This is a genomic window from Rothia sp. HMSC064F07 (assembly GCF_001837265.1).
GTDB classification, from domain to species: domain Bacteria; phylum Actinomycetota; class Actinomycetes; order Actinomycetales; family Micrococcaceae; genus Rothia; species Rothia mucilaginosa.
Genome location: NZ_KV831926.1, coordinates 695,658 through 715,948 on the forward strand (window position 1 = coordinate 695,658; position 20,291 = coordinate 715,948).

Genomic DNA, 20,291 nt, shown 5'->3' on the forward strand with positions numbered 1-20,291 from the left:
TGTATGGCTCGTAATACGTGGTGGGTTACCCGCCCCAAGCGTAGTCTGCCGCCCGTTCCCCGCTGTCTGATGGCAATTGCTCTTGAAGCAGAGGGCAAGGTCTGGAAAACGACTGATAAGACAACGGAACTGACCATCGAAAAGAACCTGGAGCTTGCCGGTCTTAAAGCGAAGGGAAAACGTCGAGATCAGACTGGTGGCGGGGCCCGCACGTATCGAGCCTGGCTGAAAAGTCTCGGCCTTGTCTTTATGGATGAGGACGGGAAGTTCTGGCTAACGGACGCTGGAGAAGCACTGGTAAAGCAGGAAATGCCTCCTCTTACGGTGCTCAAGAAGCAGGTTTTGGATTATCAGTTCCCCAGCGCCTTTACCTATAAGGGGCAGTCCGCTGTCGATTCACGGTTCAAAGTTCGCCCTTTCGTCTTCCTTCTGCAGCTTCTTCTGGACGAGCGTCTTGAAGGCTACCTGACTGAGAAGGAAGAAATCGGGAAAATTGTCATCGCACATGGCGTATCGAATAAGCAGTCGTGTGTGGATGACGTCGTATCTCGTATCCTTGAACACCGTCGTATCGGTGACGAATCTTTGGAAGAGAACTATGTAGAGCTCTATACCACTCCTAGGGCGGCTCCTCTCCTTGAGAAGATTTTTGCGAATCACGGAGACATTGCGAATACCTGCGGTAACTGGCTGGGGTACACCCAGCTTATTGAACGTTATAAGGGCACCTGGACGATTGCTTCGGGCGCTGAGGACGAAGCACGTAAGCTAGTCGAAGAATACTCATCGAAAGCGCTGGTCGCTAAGCCTAACGATGAGGAATACTTCCAGCGTAAGTATGGTTTGCGCCCTGGTAAGTTCAAAGACACTCGACGTCTTGAGGGGACCGGCAGCGTTTCTTCGAAGAAGATTGAGGAGAAGAATGTCCTCCTAGTGGCTGAAAAGTACGTGGCTGAGCGTCTTATCAACCGCGTGGATACCCAGCTTGTTGCTGATATTGCAGCGGAGACGGGTGTTTCTGCGGTGGAAACCGAACGTATTCTCTCCGCTAAGTATCCGAACGGCTTTGTCGATTCCTTCCTTTCTGAGTATGTACAGATGGCCTTTGAATCACGTGATAGGGCTACTGAATTTGAGAAGGCAACAACTTCAATTTTTGCCGACATCTTTGGGCTCTACGCAGAGCATATCGGTCAGAAGGGCATTGTCCCGGACGTGGTTGTCGCCTCTCGCGAAGAAGGCTGGTCTGGCATCTTGGACAGTAAAGCATATGCCAAGGGATACAGTATCGGACATGACCACCGTAACCGTATGGTCGAGTATATCGAACGGTACCCGAAGTATGGCCCTGAATTTGCGACGCTCGCGTTCTTCTCGTATGTGGTTTCTGACTACAAGAATTCGGTAACGCCTCAGATTCGTACTATCTCTGAGAAATCCGGTGTTCCTGGATCTGTGATTACTGCACGCGATATTGTGCGTATGGTGGAACGGCATCAGAAGAAGCCGTACGCCCACTCGGAGATTCGCGAAATTTTCTCGCTGAATCGTGCAATTACGTTTGAAGATATTGGGTAGAAGATTAATTTCTTCTTTTAAAGATTTTGTGTGAAAGGGAATATTTTATGGCTCATAATATGTGGTGGTTTCCCCGTCCCAAGCGTAGTTTGCTATCTACCGCTCAAGCTTTGAGGGAATTCGCTCTTCTGTTTGAGGGACGCAGTTGGAGTTCTGAAGGGCGGGAGATCGAGCTTTCCTTTGAAGAAAATCTTGAACGTGCAGGGATTAAGGGAGAAGGACCTCGATTTGACCGAACGGGTGGAGGGGCACGTACATACCGCGCTTGGTTTAGAAGCCTTGGGCTTTTTTATCAAGATAAAGACAATGTGTGTTATCTAACGGATGCCGGGGAGGCGCTAGTTAAAAATGATATGCCTCCTTTTGAGATTATTAAAAAGCAGGTTGTGGAAAATCAATTCCCCAGTACTTTCTCCTACAAGGGGCCTTCTTCGGTTGATAGCCGTTTTGCGGTGCGTCCGTTTATATTTATTTTACAACTCCTATTAGATAGGCATCTTGATAATTATCTTAGTGAGAAAGATGAAATCGCAAAGATTGTTATTGAACATGGTGTCTCCAATAAACAATCTTGTGTAGACGATGTCGTGTCGCGCATTCTTAAATATCGACGTGTTGGCGATGAATTATTAGAAGATGACTTCATTTATCTATATAAGCTTCCTAGAACTAAAAAAGAAATTAATATGACAAATGTTGTTACAGGGCTTAGGGATATCGCGAATACCTGTGGTAACTGGCTGGAATATACCCAACTTATTGAACGGCAAAACGGTAACTGGTCTATCGTCGCTGGTATGGAGGAAGAAGCTCGAGAACTGGTAGAGAAGTACGCTTCTAAACCGCTACTCAATAATGCTGACAATGAGGAGTATTTTCAGGGGCGATATGGTTTGCGTCCTGGAAAGACTAGGTACACCTCTCGTTGTGGCAAGAAGGGTCGTGTATCCCCAGAGGATATTAGAGAACGACTTGTACTTATGTATGTTGAGGAATACGCAAAGACATGTTATATCGAGAGGGTAGATGAGCAACTCATTAGCACTATTTCAAAAAAATCTGGAGTGCCCTTCGAGAATACGGAGCAAATTCTTTCAAAAAAGTACCCATATGGATTTGGAGACCTATTTCTTCAGAAATATATTGAGCTGTCACGTGGTGGGCGCAAAAGAGCTACTGAATTCGAGAAGGCAACTTCTTCAATTTTTGCTGATATGTTTGGGGTCTGCGCCGAGCATATTGGGCAGAAAGGCAGTGTACCTGATATCGTTGTAGGTTCCCGTGATGGAAAATGGGCGGGAATTTTGGATACCAAAGCCTATAATAAAAAATACAGCATTAGCAATGATCATAAAAATCGCATGATTGGATACATTGAGCGTTACTCAGAATACGGGTTTGAATTTGCTAATCTTTCATTTTTTGCATATGTGGTGTCAGATTATGGGAAAAATATAAACTCTCAAATTAGGTATATTTCGAATAAATCTGGCGTTTTGGGATCTGCCGTCACGGCTCGAGATATCATCCGGATGGTGGAGCGGCATCAGAAAAAGCCGTATACGCATGATGAAATTCGTGAAATCTTCTCGGTGAACCGCGCGATTACTTTAAAGGACATTGACTAATCAAGGGTAAAGCTTACCCGCAAGTTTTGATATTTTTGACTTGTGGGTGAGCTTTTCTTGATAGCCAAAAATTTCATTTACGGAGATGGCTAAAACTGTGTCTGTATAGTCGATATCGACCGACAGCGGAGGTGAACCAGCTGCCCACCCGATAGACTGAAACCATGACAACCCAACTTCTCACCGGCATCCCCGGAACCGGTAAAACCCACCACCTCACCGAACGCGCCCTGCGCTACCTCGCCGACGGCAACGACCCCGCCCGACTGCTCATCCTCGCACCCACCCGCACCGCCGCGACCCGCATGCGAGACACCATCGCCGCATCCAGCGACCGAAGCCTCTCCGTAGCACCCACCCGCGCCTGGGCCGCATATGCCTTCGACCTGCTCAAACGAGCCCAAACCCGCGGGCTACTCAGCGGCGTAGAAGGCAACCTCAAACTCCTCTCCGGCCCCGAACAAGACGTCATCATCGGCGAACTACTCGCCAACCACGCCGAAGGCATCGCACCCGGCCCCGCCTGGCCCGACGTACTCCGCGACGCCCTACCCACCCGCGGATTCCGCCACGAAATCCGCGACTTCTTCGACCGCATGGCAGAATACGACCTCACCGCCGACGACGTACACGCCCTCGCCACCGAACACAACCAGCCCGCCTGGCACGCCCTCGCCCAACTGCACACCGAATACCGTGCCGTGCGAGCCCTCCGCGCCAAAAACGCCTACGACCCGGCAGTACTCATCAACGACGCCTGCCGGCTGCTGCTGCGCGCCCCCGAATTCCTCGCCGAAGAACGCCGCCGCTACGACCTGATCCTCATCGACGACGTGCAGGAACTCAGCCCCTCCATCTACCGGCTGCTGCGCCTCATCGCCGCGGAAGAGCCGCCCGCAGACGCCGCGCACCTGACCGAAACCCACCCCGACCTCTTCGCTGAAGGCCCCCAGGTTGTCATGACCTACAGCGACGAAGCCGTCGTCCAGGGCTTCCGTGGCGCCCGCCCCGACCTCGTCACCACCCTGCAGGCGAGCTTCCCCAGCATGCGTACCCGCACGCTCACCACCTCATACCGCCTGCCCGCACTCATGATGCCGTTCGTGGCGGATATTCGCCGCCGCCTGCCGCGCTACACCCGATTTGTGCCGCTCACCGCCGAGCAGGAGGGTGCGAAGGATGGCGTAAAGAGCGGCGCGCCCGCAACCTTCGGACGCATCAACACCACCCCCGCCGACGAAGCCCTCACCTGGGGTACCACCGACGAACCGCTGCTGCACCTGGGCGCCGACGGTAAAATCCTCGACCCCGCACACTACCGCACCGCACCCGCCGGCGTGTATAAGTATGCGCTTTCCAGCTCCCAGGACGAGGCGAACCTCATCGCCCAAATGCTGCTCGAAGAACGCATCTACGGCAACCACCCCTACCGCGAATCCGCCATCATCGTGCGTAACGGCGCGGACGTGGCGCGCATCCGCCGCGTGCTCTCCTCGAACGGCATTCCGTCGCGCACCTCCGCGGCGCTCGTGCCGGTGCGTGACGAGCCCGCCGTGCGCCCCTTCCTCGACGCGCTCAGTCTGCTCGTCTACGCCCGCAAGCGTGGCGAGAAGGCGCTGAACCCCGCCGTGCACATGCCCGCTGGAGAAGGTACGGAGGCGAGGGAGCGACCCGGGTATGAGGCCCTCAGCGCCGCCGAAGCTGAAGAGCTCATGCGCCGAAGCCTCAACGACGTCATCGCCGAAGAAAGCCGCGCCAACCCCCTCGGCGGCGCGCAGAGCGCCATCACCCTGCTCACCTCCCGGCTCGGCGGCGCATCCAGCATGGACGTGCGACGACTCCGCCAGCAGCTACGATCCATCGAACTGCAAAGCGGTGGACACCGACCCAGCGACGACCTGCTCCTTGGCGCCCTGCTACACCCCGAAACCCTCCCCGAAGAGGGCGTAGGACGCGCCGTGCACCGCATCGCAGCCGTGCTCTCCGCCGGACGTAAAGCACTCGCCCGCCCCGAATCCACCAGCACCGAAGTGCTCTGGGCGCTCTGGGAAGCCAGCGGCCTCGAAAAAACCTGGGTCGCCCAGTCGCGCGGCGCAGGCCCCGACGCTGATGCAGCCCACCGTAACCTCGACGCCATGATTGGCCTCTTCGAAGCCGCCGACCGATTCGACGAGCAGATGCGCGGCGCCGGTGCCGAGCAGTTCCTCGACTTCATCGACGCGCAGGACCTGCCCATGGACACCCTCGCCGCCCGCGGCGTACGCCAAGACGCGGTCGAGATTCTCACCCCCGCGCTCGCAGCCGGTCAGTCCTGGCGCACCGTATATGTATGCGGCCTGCAGGAAGGCACCTGGCCCAACACCACCGTGCGCGGCTCCCTGCTGAGCACCGGCGACCTTACGGACCTGTGCGATGCGCGCCTCCGCCAGCGCGCACAGCAGGCAGAACAACAGCCGGGCGAGAGCGAGCAGCCGGTGCCGCCCGCCCGCATCCGCAGCTACCCCGAGCGCGTGCGCGACACCCGCCACGATGAGCTACGCATGTTCGCCGTCGCCGCCACCCGAGCTAGCACCCGCCTCGTACTCACCGCCGTGCGTAACGACGATGAGGCGCCCGGCGAGTTCTTCGACTTCGTGCTGCCCACCGACGCGGTCGGCGACTCCACGGATGTGCCGATTACCCGCGTGCGCCGCCCCGCAACCCTGCGTTCCCTCGTGGCGGAGCTTCGCCGCACCCTCGTTGAGGAATCGATGAACGCGATGCGTGCCGAAGAGGCTCAGGACGGCGCACCGATGCACAACGCACCGGAGGAAGAGACACTCACCCCGGAGGCTTCCGCGTACCGACTCGATGCCGCCTCCCGCACTCTGGCGCGCCTGGCGAACGCCCAGGCACCCGGCGCCGCACCCGACGAGTGGTGGGGCCTGCTGCCGCTTTCTAGCACTGAGCTACTTTTTGCGCACCGCCCGGCAGACCACGCTGAGCTGGACGAAAACCACGGTGAAGAACACGGCGAAGAACAGGCTGAAAACCCTGCCGAAAACCCTGGCCGCCGCACGATTACGCTTTCGCCTTCGCGCCTGGAAACCATCCACAGCTCCCCGCTGGACTGGCTGGTTTCCGCCGCCCGCGCGGAAGCCCAAACCGACCTGTCCCGCTCCCTCGGTACGCTCGTTCACGCCATCGCCGAGGAATACCCGACCGGCACCCTCGAAGAGCTCCAAACCGCCCTCGACGAGCGCATTAGCTCCCTCGGCGTGCCCGCCCGCAAGGAGGACGAAACCGACGAAGAGTACCGCGAGCGCGTGCCCTGGGAATCCTACGCCCTCTACGAGCGCGCCAAGCGCATGATTCTGCGCCTGAGCTACTACTACCGTCAGCACATGGGTGACGCCGGCTGGCAGAACCTCGGTGTTGAAGGCTCCTTCGCGGTGCGTGTGCCCGTGCCCTTCGACCCCGCCGGTGAGGTTGGCGAGCTAGATGCGCTGCTCACCGGTCGTGTGGACCGCCTCGAGGGTACCGCCCCGGCGGAGGACGGCACCCGCCGCTACGCCATTGTTGACCTGAAAACCGGTAAGTCTAAGCCGACCGGCTCGGAGATGGAGACGCATCCGCAGCTTGCCGCCTACCAGATTGCGGTGGAGGCTGGCGCCGGTGCGCAGCTGGAGGAGCGTTACCGCGCCGAAGCCGCCGCTCTGGAGGCGGGCGAGCCGCTACCGGATGCCCGCCCCCAGGAGCTGGAGTACACCGGCTACACGGGTCATTCCGCAGGCGCAGCGCTCGTGCAGTTGGGCGCCTCGGGCGTGACCGACGAGAGCAAGACTCGCCTGCAGGTCCAGCCGGCTCTGACGGAGCACGATTCGTGGGCGGCTGAGCTGGTGCAGCACGCCGCGGAGCTGATTGCTGGCTCGCAGGTGCAGGCTCGTCACCGTGAGGGCGGCTATGGGTGCCGTCTGCCGGAGATCTGCCCGATTTGTACGCGCGGCCGCCAGGTGACGCAGCCCTAGTAGTCGCGTACCCTACGTTTACTTTCGATATCACTCACCCCGAACCTCCCATGAGAATGATCCATGAGGAAGAGGAATCATGACTGACTCTGGCGCATATAGCGCTGATATGCAGGGCGCTACTAACCCCGGCGCTCACCCCGGTTCTGGCACCGGCATGCTCACCCCCGCCCAGTGGTGCGAGCACAATAGCTGGCAGCTGCCCAACGGCGTGCTCTTCTCTGCTGAAGCCGCCGCGAATGACCCCGCGCTGAAGCCTGCCGACTACCGCAGCGCCCTCGACATTGCCGAGATGCTCAACGGCGCCGACGGTAAGAAGCCGACCCCCGAGCAGGTCCGCATGATTGAGGCGGGCCCCGCCCCGACCCTCGTCATTGCCGGTGCCGGTTCGGGTAAGACCGCGACCATGGTTGACCGCGTGATTTGGCTGGTCGATAACGGTTTTGTGCGCCCTGAAGAGGTGCTCGGCGTGACCTTCACCCGCAAGGCGGCAACCGAGCTGCGCAGCCGTATGCGTGCCGGTCTGAACACTCTGCGCCGTAGCCGCCGCGTCGCCCCGAGCGATGAGGAGCTGCGCGAGGGCATCGCTGACCCGACCGTGCTCACCTACCACTCCTACGCGAATAACCTCGTCAAAGAGTACGGTTTGCGCCTGGGCGTGGAGCAGGACGCGCAGATGCTTGGCGATGCGCAGAAGTGGCAGCTTGCCGCGCAGATTGTGCAGTACTGGGAGGGGGAGCTTCCCCTCGATAAGGACGGCGTGCCGGTGTCTGCGGCGACCATGATTAACCAGATGCTGCAGCTTTCTGACGAGTGCGCGGAGCACCTGGTGGAGCCGCAACAGGTTATTGACTTCTGCACCGAGCAGTTGGCGGCGTATGCGGCGGTGCCCGAGCCTCGCCGTGAGACGAAGACTGAGAAGGACATTCTGAAGGTTCAGCGTCTGCTGCGGAACCGCCGAGTGTACGCGCGCATGGTGATGAGCTACGCCCGCGTGAAGGCGCGCATGCAGGTGCTGGATTTTGGTGACCTGATGCGTTTTGCCGCCCGCATTGCGGAGGCTGACCCGGCGATCCGTGAGGGTGAGCGTGCCCGCTTCAAGGTGGTTCTGCTGGACGAGTTCCAGGACACTTCGCACGCGCAGATGAGCTTGTTCTCCTCGATTTACGGTGCCGATGAGGCGGCGGGTATTCCGGCGCATCCGGTGATGGCTGTGGGCGACCCGAAGCAGTCGATTTACGGTTTCCGTGGCGCTTCGGACGGTCAGATGTTCAGCTTCTACCGCCATTTCCCGACCGCGCATGTGCGGCCGCTGTTCCTGTCCATCGCGTGGCGTAACGACATTTCGGTGCTGAACGCGGCGAACCACGTGGCGGAGAAGCTGAAGGAGGTTCCCGAGTGGGTGCGTGCCGCCGACGGCGATATTACCGCCGCTCAGGTTCCTGACCTGCGCCCGCGCTGCGCTCTGGTGGGGGAGCCTGGTTCACCCGCCTTTGAGCAGGCTGCCGCGGGCATGGTGGGGCGCGTTGATTTGACGTACCACGACTCTGACCGCGAGGAGGCTGTGGCTATTGCCGAGCGTATTGCGGCGATGCGTGCGCAGGCGGTGCGTGAGTATGAGCGCGCCTACGCGGCGCATCGTTCCGGTGATGGTTCTGTGCGTCCGCGTTTGAAGATGCCTGAGATTGCGGTGTTGGCGCGTGTGCATGGTCAGCTGGACCCGATTCGTGTGGAGTGCGAGCGTCTGGGTATTCCGGTGCAACAGGTGGGTTTGGGCGGTTTGCTTTCCCAGCCGGAGGTTGTGGATTTGGTGTCGGCGTTGCGTGTGCTGGCTGATCCGAACCGTTCGGATGCCCTGGCGCGCCTGCTGACGGGTGCGCGTTGGCGCCTGGGTGCGGCAGATATGTTGGCGCTGGGTGATTGGGCGCAGTCGCTGGTGCGTGAGCGTGAGCGTGCCCTGCGTGAGCAGATGGCGTTGCGTATGCTCGCCGAGGCGGAAGACGCTGACGATGCTGCCGCTATCAACCTGCAGGCGGAGCACCTGCGTGCCGCCCAGGAACGCCTGGACGAAACCCTCAAGGGTGCGGTGGAGGACTCCTCCGGCTACGCCTCCCTGATTGAGGCGGTGGAGAACCTGCCGCAGGATGGCGCGGACGGCGAACCTCTCTACGGTGAGCAGTACCGCGGCCGCCGTTTCTCCCCGGCTGCGCTGGAGCGTCTGCGTGCTTTTGCTGAGCAGATGCGCGTGTTGCGTGCCGGTTTGAGTGAGGATTTGGGCACGCTTCTGTACGAGATTGAGCGGACCATGCTGCTGGATATTGAGCTGGCGGTCCGCCCGGGTACCGACCCGCTGGGTTCACGCGCGAACCTGGACGCTTTCCACGAGGTGGCCGCCGCCTACGGCATGTCGGCGCCGCGTATTAACGCGATGATTTACGCCGGCTCTGACGGCGTGAGCGCGGAGGAGGGCGACCCGGGTGCGCGCCGCTTCCTGCTGTCTTCGGGCGGCGTGAGCTACGTGATGGGCTTCCTCGCGTGGCTTGAACGTGCCGATGACGAGGAGAAGGGCCTGGCGCTGGGCGCCGTCGAACCTGACCCGAACGCGGTGCAGCTGATGACCATGCACGCGGCGAAGGGCCTGGAGTGGGATCACGTGCTTCTGCCGGGCCTGTGCGGTAGTGCGACCGGCGGGCAGACCCCGAACCTGTGGCAGATGTCGGCTAATGCGGCTCTGCCCTGGCCGCTGCGTGGCGACCGCGAGTACCTTCCGTCGATTCTTGAGACCCCGGAGGAGATTACCGCCTTCGAGAAGGCGAAGGACCTGGAAGACTACCTGGCCGAGCACAAGGATGATGCCGCCGAGCATGCCGGCATGGAGGACCGCCGCCTCATGTACGTGGCGATGACCCGTGCCCGTAACCTGCTGGCGTTGAGCGCCTACCGCTGGAAGAGCGCCGCTATGCTCCCCCTGCCGGTGCAGCCCTTCTGGGAGGAGCTGATGGAGATGCTTTTCAAATCGCTCTTCGGCCCGAATACGCCCATGGTGGATGCGCCCTCTGTGCGTTTCGAAGAGACAATGGATACCCCCTGGGCGGCACCGCAGCTGGTGGGCATGGGCCTGTCGTACACGATGCCGAACCCCGCCGATAAGCGCAAGAAGGTGCACCTGAACCATGTGCGCCGCTGGGCTGAGCAGCTGGCGGAGTCGAAGTACCGCCTGGTGGAGCCGGTGACCCTGGTGCACGGTACGGTTGTGGACCCCTCGAACCTGCCGCCCGCCCCCGATGAGGCGGCGCTGCTGAAGGCTCTGGAACTCTACCCCGTAGACGCCGACGAGCTCACCCCCGTACAGGCGGAGGCGAGCGCGAACGCTCGGGCAACCTACGCCGAGCAGGTGCAACGCTACGCGTGGGCGCTGGTTGAGGTCATGGCTCCCGCCCTCGCGCAGGATTGGCAGCTGGCGGCTCCTTCCGTACGAGCACGCACGGTGGCGGAGAACTGTACCCGCCTGAACCTGCCGGTGCCCGAATGGATTATCGAAGCCACCGAGCGGGAGAAATGGCGTGAGGCGCAACCGCCTCAGCCCGGTTTCTCACCGACAGTGGCGGCGGCGCTGCCGATTGAGGTGCGCGGCCAGTTCGCCCAGAAGAACTACGAGGACAGGAACCCGAACCTGGGTGCGGTGCTGACCGCCATGTGGCCTTTTGACCCGCTGGAGCGCCCCGTGATTTGGCGTTGGGCTTCTGACGATGCTCTCAACCGGGGCACGGAGGCGATGCTTCGCCGCGGCCAGCATGAGCAGCTGGAACGTGAGATTGCGATTAACTCCTCGAGCCGTCGCGAGGCGGTGGAGCGTGCCGCACTGGCGGTGGAGCTTGCCGTCGGCGCGGGTGAAGATGACGTGCACCAGAGCGGGGATGTATCGGGGGAGAGCACAAGCCATCCTGCAACCGCCGTACCCGCTGTACACGGCGAGTCCGCCATTCCCGAATCCCTGCGCCAGCAGGCGGTGGACTGGGAACGCGAAGCCGACCTGCTGCTACTCATGATGGGGCAGACCGACCCGGTGCTGAGCGATCAGCTGCCGGGGCACCTGTCCGCATCCACGTTCATTCGTCTGAGCGAGGACCCGCAGGGCACAGTGCATCAGCTGATGCGCCCGGTGCCTCAGCGTCCCTCGCGTGCGGCAACGATTGGTACGGCGGTGCACGCGCTAATTGAGGAGCACTTCGGTGTGGTGCCGAGCGCCGACCCGCTGGAGGCACCCGACGCGGAGGACACGGTGGGCGTTGACCTGCCTGGTTCCGCTGCCGCCTCCACCTCCACCGCGCCCGCAGATCCCGCTGACCTGCAGGAACAGGACCAGTTCACCTTCGAGGACGCCTTCGAGGAGTCCGAGAGCGAACTGGACGCCTCCGTTCAGCGCCTCTGGGAGCGCTTCGCCACCAGCGAGTGGGGTAGCGACGAGTGGAAGGACCGCATCTGGGCGGTCGAATACCCGGTCGAAACCCACATCGAGGGCGTAAGCCTGCGCGGCCGTATCGACGCGGTGTTCCGCACCGAGGATGAAGACGGCGAACGCTGGGTCCTGGTGGATTGGAAGAGCGGCTCCCGCCCGAAGATGGCGACCATGCAGTCTCGACGCTTCCAGCTGGGCCTGTACCGCATCGCGTTCTCCCGCATTATGGGCGTGAACCCGGAGCGTATCAGCACCGTATTCGTGTACCTGGGCGGCAAGGGTGTTGCGGAGGTGTGGGACCACCAGATCCGCGGCGGCCTGCCCACGGAGGCGCAGCTGGCGAAGGTGATTCGTGAGGCGCGCAAGGGCTAGGCAGCAAGGCTAGGCGGCGGAGACATGCGCTCGCGTACTAGCCTGCACAGTGCCAGTTTGCACAGGCCAGTGCCAGCGCAGTGCGAGCGCCCGCCGTAACTGAATACAGAAAAGCAGCTCACGGAGGCATTGCGCCTCGTGAGCTGCTTTTCTGTGTGGACTTCTGCGGTTAATGGCAGAGAACGCCTCTTCACCCCACTGCATTAGGGTGATGAGGCGTCCTCAGCCGCTGAAGAACTATAGAGGTACTTCGTGCCCTCGCACGCTCCGGGAAAGAATCGCGCCGAACGACTGCCGCTCTCGCGGCCTCACTCGCGCCGCCGGCGCCCCGTGGGGTTTGCGTGCGTCTTTACTCTCAAACACAACCTCGAAAGTAACTCTATAGATTTCTGCCATCGGTGATTGGTTGCGCGGTGCATGAATCCGGCTCGGGTCTGACATGACCGGTCAGGGTCCCGTCCAATCTGTCTCCCCACTTTATCGCTGCCACGATATCAGCGCTGGTCAGTGCGCTATGGGGAGTGTGTCCGCTGGTTTTCTCGCGGCACAGCAAAAGTATTCCAGGAGTTTTTGAAAAAATCTACAGGGTAAGTTTTTACCCTAAAATGCACTATTTTGAGCATGGTTCAAGGTGAAGTTGATGCTCTGTGGACTCTTGAAATCAAAAGTTGGTTTATGTGAGTTTATGGCGTATTTGCGTCCGGGAAATATTGTGAATGACACCTTTAGCGCACCTTCAAGTCTCAGCCTTAATCTGAGTCATTCATGCACAAAAATGCAAAACTAGTGCTCAAAAGGTGAGGGGAAACACTTAAAGAAATTTTGTCAAAAAGGCCACTAAAGCCCTTCCACTAACCCTTATAGGCATCATCCCGTCGGTTTGGCAGACAGTCAGTGACAGACAGTCAGGAGAGCAGGTTTTACCGGGCGCGAGTCAGCGGATATACAGCCCAGTAGATACAGTTCAGCCCCGCAGTGCAGTACTACGGGGCTGAACCGAAAACCTAGTTGAACCGAAAACCTATGCGGCAGGTGACACCCTGGCTGGCAACAACCTGGCGGCTATTTACCCTATGAGCTACTCGGCGGGACCGACCAATATCTATTCGGCGGGGCCGACCAGCGGGCCGACCTCCTCCTGTCCGAGCAGTTCGCCGGAGGCACGCAGGTCGTCCTGAATGTCCAGGAGCATGGACACTGCGTGGGTTGCGCCGTCGCGGTCGCCAACCTCCACGGTGTGGGTGAGCCACTGGGCGATCGCGAACTCTGCGTAGAAGTTCGCACGCTGCGCCAGGTAGGCGTCGGGCAGCTGAGGCATCTGCTGGCGGTACACCTCGATTGCCTCGTCGGTGAAGTCGATGTCCTGGCAGGAGTACAGCCACGCGAAGTCCTGCGCGGGGTCGCCCACGTGCACATCGGACCAACCGGTGACCTCCACGATGCGCGCCTCCGTAGGAGTCACGTGCAGTACGAGGTTCTCTGCGCCCATGTCGCCGTGGACCACACGCGGGCGGAACTGCCACATTGGTCCGGGGGAGAGCACAGCACGCCAGTGCGCGAGCAGGTCGGCGGGCACCTTGCCGGTTGCGGCGGCACGCTCCAGCTCGGCGTTCTTGCGCAGACGAATCTGCTCCGAAGAGTAGGAGGGCAGGTCGGCTTCGTAAATGATGTCTTCGGGCATCACGTGCAGGGTCGCGATGTCCTTGGCAATGATGGATGCCAGGGAGGGGCGGTTCGCCGCAACTTCGCGGCGGCTCAGCTCGGCGAGCTGGTCCACGTCGTAGATGGTGCCGGGGATGTGCGTGTACACGAACACGTTGCCGCCCGCGTAGGGTACGGTGCCGGCGACGGTGGGTACGGCGAAGGGCAGTCGGGCGCGCAGACCGGGGCTGAACGACTGCAGGATGAGGTGTTCAGCTTCCAGACGCATGCTGGCGTCGGGGCGGCGCGGGGCGCGCACTCGCCAGCGGCGACCGGTGGAGTCGGCGATGATTGCCGAGTCGAAGTCGTCGCTGTCTTCGCGGACCGGTTCGGCGCCGACGGGGTAAATCCCGGGCACTCCGGCGGAGACAATGGCTGCTAGCTGAAGGGGAGATAAAGTCACGGGTTAAGGTTACCAAACCAATGTGTGCCGTTTAGTAGTTTTTAGGATCTTTATGCCAAGTGGTGAAGATACATGTGGACAAGCCTAAACGTGCTCGCTTGCGCAGTCCGTTGAGCTTCTCACCGCGCGCGTCCAAACATGCGGGTTCCTCACGTCCTGAACGAAAGCAACAGCTAAGAAGCCGCGGCAGGTCTGGAGAACACAGTCTGGGAGAATACAATGGAAGACCGGCTATCACCGCCTCGCGCACCCGCATACACACGTCCGTATGCCCGCGCGAGCGCACGCCGCCTTGCCCGTACCGCCCGCCTTACTGATGGAGCATTATGACCGCCACACCTCAGCAGCCTCAGCATATAATCTCCGCAGACGATATCCTCGCCGGGCTTGACCCGGATCAGCGTGCGGTCGCCACCGAACTGGACGGCCCCATGCGCGTGCTGGCGGGTGCCGGTACCGGTAAGACCCGCGCGATTACGCACCGCATCGCCTACGGTATTGCAATCGGTCGCTACCAGGGCCCGCGCGTACTCGCCCTGACTTTTACCCTGCGCGCGGCGGAGGAGATGCGTACCCGCCTGCACCAGCTGGGAGCGCACGGCGTGCAGGCGCGTACTTTCCACTCGGCGGCGCTGCGTCAGCTGGCGTATTTCTGGCCGCAGGTGGTGGGCGGTACGTTCCCGTCCATCGTGCAGAATAAGGCAGCGCTCATTACGGAGGCGGCGAACCGTCTGCGCATCAGCACGGATCGTTCCCTGCTGCGTGATTTGGCGTCGCTGATTGAGTGGGCGAAAGTTCAGCTACTCACCCCGGACACCATCATGCAACGTCTGAGTGAGAAGCAGCTGCCCTCGGCGATTACCCCGCAGAATATGCAGCGTATTTTCCAGGCGTATGAGGATTTGAAGGATGAGCGTAACCTCATCGATTTTGAGGACGTACTGCTGCTGACCATCGCCATGCTGGAGGAGGACGAGAAGCTCGCCGCGACCGTCCGCAACCAGTACCGCCATTTTGTGGTGGACGAGTACCAGGACGTGTCCCCGCTACAGCAGCGCCTGCTGGATGTGTGGCTGGGCGGCCGCGACGATATTTGCGTGGTGGGCGATGCCTCCCAGACGATTTACTCTTTTACCGGCGCAACCAGCCGTTACCTGCTGGATTTTGCGCGCCGGTACCGTGGCGCGCACACGGTGAAGCTGACCCGCGACTACCGTTCCCATTCGCAGGTGGTGGAGTTGGCGAACCGCCTATTGGCGGCGCGTCGTCCGCATCCGGATTCGAGCCCGCATTCGTGGGCGCCGCCGCTGGAGTTGATGTCTCAGCGCGGCCCCGGCGTGGATGTGGAGTGGTTCGGCTATGCCGACGATGAGCAGGAGGCGGCCGGCATTGCCGAGGATATCCGCGACCTGATTGAGAAGGACGGCGTGCCGCCTGCGGAGATTGCGGTGCTGTTCCGCACGAACGCGCAGTCGGCGGCGATTGAGTCTGCGCTGGCTGCCGTCCACATTCCGTACCAGCTGCGTGGCGCGGAGCGTTTCTTTGAGCGCCCCGAGGTCAAGCAGGCGATGCTTGCCCTGCGCGGTTCGGCGAAGTCCACGGACGGTACAGAGGACGTCACCCGCTACACCCGCGATGTGCTCGGCGGCCTCGGCTATAAGGAGGAAGGCCCCCTTTCGGGAGGCGCCACCCGCCAGAAGTGGGAGTCCCTCACCGCCCTGGTGCACATGGTGGACATGATGGCGCAGCACCGCCAAGAGCAGCTTCAGGAGCACCGCGCGAACCCGCGCCCGGGCGTGCCCGAGCCGCTACCTTTGACCATGCACGAGGTCGTGGCGACCCTGAACCACCGCAGCGAATTCAACGACGCACCGCAGGTCAACGGTGTAACCCTCGCCTCCCTGCATGCGGCTAAGGGCCTGGAGTGGGACGCCGTGTTCCTGTGCGGCCTGAACGAGGGCCTCATGCCCATCACTTTTGCGACCACCCCGGACGAGGTGGATGAGGAGCGCCGCCTGCTGTACGTGGGCATTACGCGCGCCCGCAAGTACCTGTGGCTAACCTGGACGATGACCCGCACCGTGGGCGGTCGCGGTCAGCGTAAGCGCTCGCGTTTCCTGGACGATATTGATCCGGCGAAGCGCCGCCGCAGGGCTGAGAGCGCCGGCTCGTCGTATAGCCAGGCTCGTTCGGCTCAGCCCTGCTCGGCTCAGACTCGCCGTTCGTCGAAGGGAAGAGGAGACTATGGCTCAGCGTTTTAAACGTGAAATTCTGCCCGCCACCGAGGACCGCCCGCAGATTGAGCTAGTCCGCTCGGCGCGCCGCACCCGCACCATCAGCATGCAACGCGACGGTGTGGATGAGCACGGCAACCCCGCCTACCGCCTGCTCATTCCCGCCGCGAGCACGAGCGAGGAGATTGACGAGCATATTGCCCGCCTGCTGCCGCGCATTCAGCGTCGTGCCGCGCGCCGTGAGCGTGCCACGCAGCTGACGGTCACGGACGAGTACCTGCGCTCCCGCGCCCTGCACCTGGCGCAGAAGAACCTGCCGGAGCTGGTTGCCTCGGGCAGGCTCGAGAAGCTGTCGATTCGCTGGGTGAGCAACCAACGTCAGCGCTGGGGCTCGGCAACCTACGCGAACACACAGATCCGCATCTCCTCGGAGCTGCAGGGCGTGCCCGAGTACGTGCTGGATTCGGTGATTCACCACGAGCTCTGCCACCTGTTGCAGCCGAATCATTCGGCGGCGTTCCGTGCCCTGGAGGCGCGCTACCCGCAGCTGCTGCGAGCACAGGCCTACCTGGAGGGGTACGCGCTGGGGCGCTCGCGTGCGGAGGGCGAAGGTGCTGAGAGCGAGCGCGACGAAAACAGCGCCGACTAAAGCAGACCCAAAAACCTACCAACCCACCGAAACATTCGAGCGGGGGTGGCTTGTACATTCACAAGCCACCCCCGCTCGACTGTCAGCTATTTACTTTCGCCGCTCAGTTTTACTTTGCTCTACTTTTCTTCGGGTGCGTCGCCGAAGCCGCCGTCCAGCAGCTTCTGCAGCTCCGAGTCGAAGTCCACGTCGTCCAGGCTGATTTCGTTCATGCGCGCATCGTATGCGGTGAAGTCTTCCAGCTCGGCGGGGGTGGGCAGGGTCTCCGGGGTGTCCCAGAGGCCGTCGCGCGCCTCAATGCCGTGGGAGTTTTCGTACCAGCGCCAGAACTGCTGTGCCTCACGCACCAGGCGCGGGCGCAGTTCCAGGCCGACCAGGTTCTCGAAGACCTGCTCGCTGGGGCCGCCGTCGATGCGGCGGCGCGCCATGATTTCGGTCAGCTGCGGTGCCTTGGGCAGGTTGCGGGTCGCGTCCTCGGTGACGACGGATACCCAGCCTTCGATGAGGGCGAGCAGACCCTCAAGGCGCTGTACCGCCAGTTCCTGGTCTTCGGTGCGCTGGGGGCTGAACATGCCGCCTTCGAATGCTTCCTGTACGGCGTCGGGGTTGCTCATGTCCACCTGGGATGCGGCGTCCTGCATGCGGTTCATGTCCACGCGGATGCCGCGGGCGTAGCGCGCCACAAGCTGGACCAGGTCTTCACGCAGCCAGGGGTTTGCCTTGTGCAGGCGGATCAGCGCGGATTCACGCACGGCAAGGTAGAGCAGGACCTCCTGCGGGGGCACCTCGATACTGTCGGCGAGCTGCTGATAGCCGTTGGGCAGCAGAGCGGAGGAACCGGGCGCGAGGGGGAAGCCCACGTCGGTGGAGGAGTACACCTCACCGGCGAGCTGCGCGAGTGCCTGTGCCATCTGCGCACCAAAAATTACGGAACCAATGTTGTTCAAGAAACCGCTGTTGAGAATCTGCGAGATCTCTTCGGGTACGTCTTCGGGTGCGCCGGGCATGACCATGGACTGGGTGACTTCGGCTGCGACCGGCTCGACCATTTCGCGCCAGGAGTCGAAGGAATGCTCAACCCATTCTGCCTTGGACCATGCCTGTACCGGGTGGTTGTGGCGTTCAATGGTGGTCACTGCGTCCAGCCAGAGGTCGGCGAGGTTCGCCGCGTCTTCTACGGCGCGCTTGAGGTTTTCGGGTACGGAGGGGTCTTCACCCTTGGCGGCGAGCATCTGGCGGGTCTGGTTCTTCACGTTGTCCCAGTTCACGCCGCTGGGGCTGTCGGATGCGCCCGCGCCGGAGAACATTGCCTGTACCTGCGCGAACATGCTCTGCATCATGGCGGGGTCGAAGCTCATGCCCATGTTCTTCAGGTCTTCGGGGTCGATGCTGATGCCGAAGGGGTTCTGGCCGCCTTCGCCGAAGAGCGCGCCGAAGGGGTTCTGCGCGTTGGAGGAGGCGCCCTTACCGCCCTGGCCGGTTGCCCCTGCGGAGGGGTCGAAGCCCTGCTCCTGCATCTTCTTAATGAATTCTTCGAGGGGGTCGCGCTCGTTGGAGGCGCCGCCGGTGGGGTTCTCAGACATGTAGAAGCCTTTCGTAATCCGGGGGTGGGCGTAGCTGGCCCGCTCGCTGTCCAGCCTACCGATTTTTGCTGAGAATTTCCCGTGCTGACTCTGTGGAGGCGGGTTAATCAGCTAAGGGCTCACAAGCTTGTCTTTGGGGTCGGGGTTTGGGAGCTTTTTCGTGCCGCTGTCACCGTCGGGTGCTGACACAGCGCGGTGCGGGTCAGAGCGTGAACGCCTCCTGGTTGCTCTATTTTTAGCGGGGTGACGGTGCCCGCCTGCGTGTTGTCACAGTGCCCGCCCGCGTGCTGAAAAGCCGGTTTATCCGGTACTGTAGAAACCATGACTAAGTCCACCCCCGATGCTGAGCAGCAGCCGAACGCCGCCTCCGCGAGCGTGAAGAGTAATGAGAAGGCGGCTAAGCGCCGTTCGCGTTTTGCGCCGCGCCGCGTGAACTTGCGTTCGGTCAGCGCTGTGGCGACGTGCGCCCTGCTGGCTGGTGCTTTTGTTCTGCCCAGCTCCTATGTGAAGGAGGGCCCCGGCCCGCTCTTTGATGTGCTCGGAACCTACCAGGAGAAGGACGTCATTGAGGTCTCGGGTGCGCCGAGCTATAAGACGTTCGGCAAGATGAACATGACCACGGTGTCGGTTTCGGGCGGCCCGTACACGGAGCTGTCCGGCGCGGAGGCGTTCTACGGCTGGTTGGCGTTTGACGGTAACCGCAGCCTCGTGGTGCCGACCGATGCCCTGTACCCGCACGTGAGCCATGAGCAGGCGACGGCGGCGACCGGCGCGCAGATGGCTGATTCGCAGACTCAGGCGAAGGTCGCGGCGATGCGCCAGCTGAAGATGGCGGTGACCGAGAAGGTGCAGGTGCTTTCCACGGTGGAGGGTTCCCCGGCGGCGAGCGCTCTGAAGGCTGATGACCGCATCGTGAAGGTGGGGGAGAAGCAGATTGAGACCCTCACCGATGTTCCGAAGGCGGTGAACGCCTCGAACGGTTCGCCGATTGACGTGACTGTGGAACGTGGCGGCAAGCAGCAGACGTTTAATCTGACCCCGGTTCGTGCCAGTGACGATAGCCGCTGGATTCTGGGCGCGGGTTTGAAGCAGAGCTATGACCTGCCGGCACACGTGCAGTACAACCTGGACGGTGTGGGCGGCCCGAGTGCGGGTCTGATGCTGGCACTGGGCACGGTCGATAAGCTGAGCGAGGGTACTCTGCTCGCCGATGAGGACGCCGGAGGCGACCCGTACCGCAGCTACATTTCGGGTACCGGCACGATTGATGCGAACGGTAAGGTCGGCGCAATTGGCGGCATCAAGTACAAGATCCTGGCGACGGGCCGTTACGGTGCGCGCTACTTCTTGGCGCCTAAGGAGAACTGCGATTCGATTGTGAAGATGCAGGCGCAGGACCCCGACCTGTTCAACTACTATCATGCCGGTCAGGTGCGCGGCACGATGGTGGTTGTGCCGGTGTCGACCCTGGATGAAGCGGTGAAGACGGTGGAGGCGATTAAGTCCGGCACCCCGGATGATTCCCTGCCCCGCTGCGGTTCCTAACGTAACGTTTCTCTCCGCGAGGTTCTCACCCGTATAGCGTAGAAGTCAGCCCCGGTACTTTACGGTACCGGGGCTGTTCTGCACCCTATTCTCTGTCCTCGTCTGCGTCTCCGTAATCCTCGCCAGCACCTC

The 20,291-nt window shown here is 61.3% G+C and carries 9 protein-coding genes; 7 read left to right on the top strand and 2 right to left on the bottom strand.

Annotation, left to right across the window (positions count from 1 at the left end; translation table 11 throughout):
* Window positions 1–3 precede the first annotated feature (3 nt).
* The 4 genes from HMPREF2712_RS05380 to HMPREF2712_RS05395 all read left to right on the top strand — a co-directional run bounded on the left by HMPREF2712_RS05380 (window position 4) and on the right by HMPREF2712_RS05395 (window position 12,044).
* Window positions 4–1,578, top strand: a complete 1,575-nt coding sequence (locus HMPREF2712_RS05380; protein ID WP_070819461.1) for a PDDEXK family nuclease — start codon at window positions 4–6, stop codon at window positions 1,576–1,578.
* A gap of 47 nt (window positions 1,579–1,625) precedes the next feature.
* A complete protein-coding gene (locus HMPREF2712_RS05385) occupies window positions 1,626–3,206 on the top strand; it encodes a PDDEXK family nuclease (protein WP_070819462.1) in 1,581 nt (526 codons plus the stop codon).
* A 164-nt stretch (window positions 3,207–3,370) separates the two neighbouring features.
* Window positions 3,371–7,213, top strand: coding sequence for a UrvD/REP family ATP-dependent DNA helicase (locus HMPREF2712_RS05390; protein WP_070819463.1), 3,843 nt, complete (start codon window positions 3,371–3,373; stop codon window positions 7,211–7,213).
* Between the two features lie 79 nt (window positions 7,214–7,292).
* Entirely contained in the window at window positions 7,293–12,044 is a 4,752-nt protein-coding gene (locus HMPREF2712_RS05395; RefSeq protein WP_070819464.1) for an ATP-dependent DNA helicase, read from the top strand.
* A 1,102-nt stretch (window positions 12,045–13,146) separates the two neighbouring features.
* On the opposite strand, the gene HMPREF2712_RS05400 is transcribed toward HMPREF2712_RS05395, so the two are convergent.
* Entirely contained in the window at window positions 13,147–14,148 is a 1,002-nt protein-coding gene (locus HMPREF2712_RS05400; RefSeq protein WP_049341877.1) for a phosphotransferase, read from the bottom strand.
* A gap of 326 nt (window positions 14,149–14,474) precedes the next feature.
* Between HMPREF2712_RS05400 and HMPREF2712_RS05405 the strand changes: the two genes are divergently transcribed.
* Both HMPREF2712_RS05405 and HMPREF2712_RS05410 read left to right on the top strand, forming a co-directional pair.
* Window positions 14,475–16,409 carry an ATP-dependent helicase gene (locus tag HMPREF2712_RS05405; protein WP_070819465.1) on the top strand — a complete coding sequence of 645 codons (1,935 nt, stop codon included), beginning with the start codon at window positions 14,475–14,477 and terminating at the stop codon, window positions 16,407–16,409.
* Complete coding sequence (locus tag HMPREF2712_RS05410) at window positions 16,393–17,031, top strand: M48 metallopeptidase family protein (protein WP_070616100.1); 639 nt, start codon at window positions 16,393–16,395, stop codon at window positions 17,029–17,031. The genes HMPREF2712_RS05405 and HMPREF2712_RS05410 overlap by 17 nt, the downstream gene beginning before the upstream one ends.
* A 119-nt stretch (window positions 17,032–17,150) precedes the next feature.
* On the opposite strand, the gene HMPREF2712_RS05415 is transcribed toward HMPREF2712_RS05410, so the two are convergent.
* Complete coding sequence (locus HMPREF2712_RS05415; protein ID WP_070616098.1) at window positions 17,151–18,614, bottom strand: zinc-dependent metalloprotease; 1,464 nt, start codon at window positions 18,612–18,614, stop codon at window positions 17,151–17,153.
* A gap of 321 nt (window positions 18,615–18,935) precedes the next feature.
* Between HMPREF2712_RS05415 and HMPREF2712_RS05420 the strand changes: the two genes are divergently transcribed.
* Window positions 18,936–20,159 carry a YlbL family protein gene (locus tag HMPREF2712_RS05420; RefSeq protein WP_070616096.1) on the top strand — a complete coding sequence of 408 codons (1,224 nt, stop codon included), beginning with the start codon at window positions 18,936–18,938 and terminating at the stop codon, window positions 20,157–20,159.
* The last annotated feature ends 132 nt before the right edge of the window (window positions 20,160–20,291 follow it).

What these genes read in the sequence shown, in the direction of transcription:
- HMPREF2712_RS05385 (WP_070819462.1), top strand. Translation starts at nt 1,626, where the DNA reads ATGGCTCATAATATGTGGTGGTTTCCCCGTCCCAAGCGTAGTTTGCTA.
- HMPREF2712_RS05380 (WP_070819461.1), top strand. Translation starts at nt 4, where the DNA reads ATGGCTCGTAATACGTGGTGGGTTACCCGCCCCAAGCGTAGTCTGCCG.
- HMPREF2712_RS05395 (WP_070819464.1), top strand. Translation starts at nt 7,293, where the DNA reads ATGACTGACTCTGGCGCATATAGCGCTGATATGCAGGGCGCTACTAAC.
- HMPREF2712_RS05405 (WP_070819465.1), top strand. Translation starts at nt 14,475, where the DNA reads ATGACCGCCACACCTCAGCAGCCTCAGCATATAATCTCCGCAGACGAT.
- HMPREF2712_RS05415 (WP_070616098.1), bottom strand. Translation starts at nt 18,614, where the DNA reads ATGTCTGAGAACCCCACCGGCGGCGCCTCCAACGAGCGCGACCCCCTC.
- HMPREF2712_RS05410 (WP_070616100.1), top strand. Translation starts at nt 16,393, where the DNA reads ATGGCTCAGCGTTTTAAACGTGAAATTCTGCCCGCCACCGAGGACCGC.
- HMPREF2712_RS05420 (WP_070616096.1), top strand. Translation starts at nt 18,936, where the DNA reads ATGACTAAGTCCACCCCCGATGCTGAGCAGCAGCCGAACGCCGCCTCC.
- HMPREF2712_RS05390 (WP_070819463.1), top strand. Translation starts at nt 3,371, where the DNA reads ATGACAACCCAACTTCTCACCGGCATCCCCGGAACCGGTAAAACCCAC.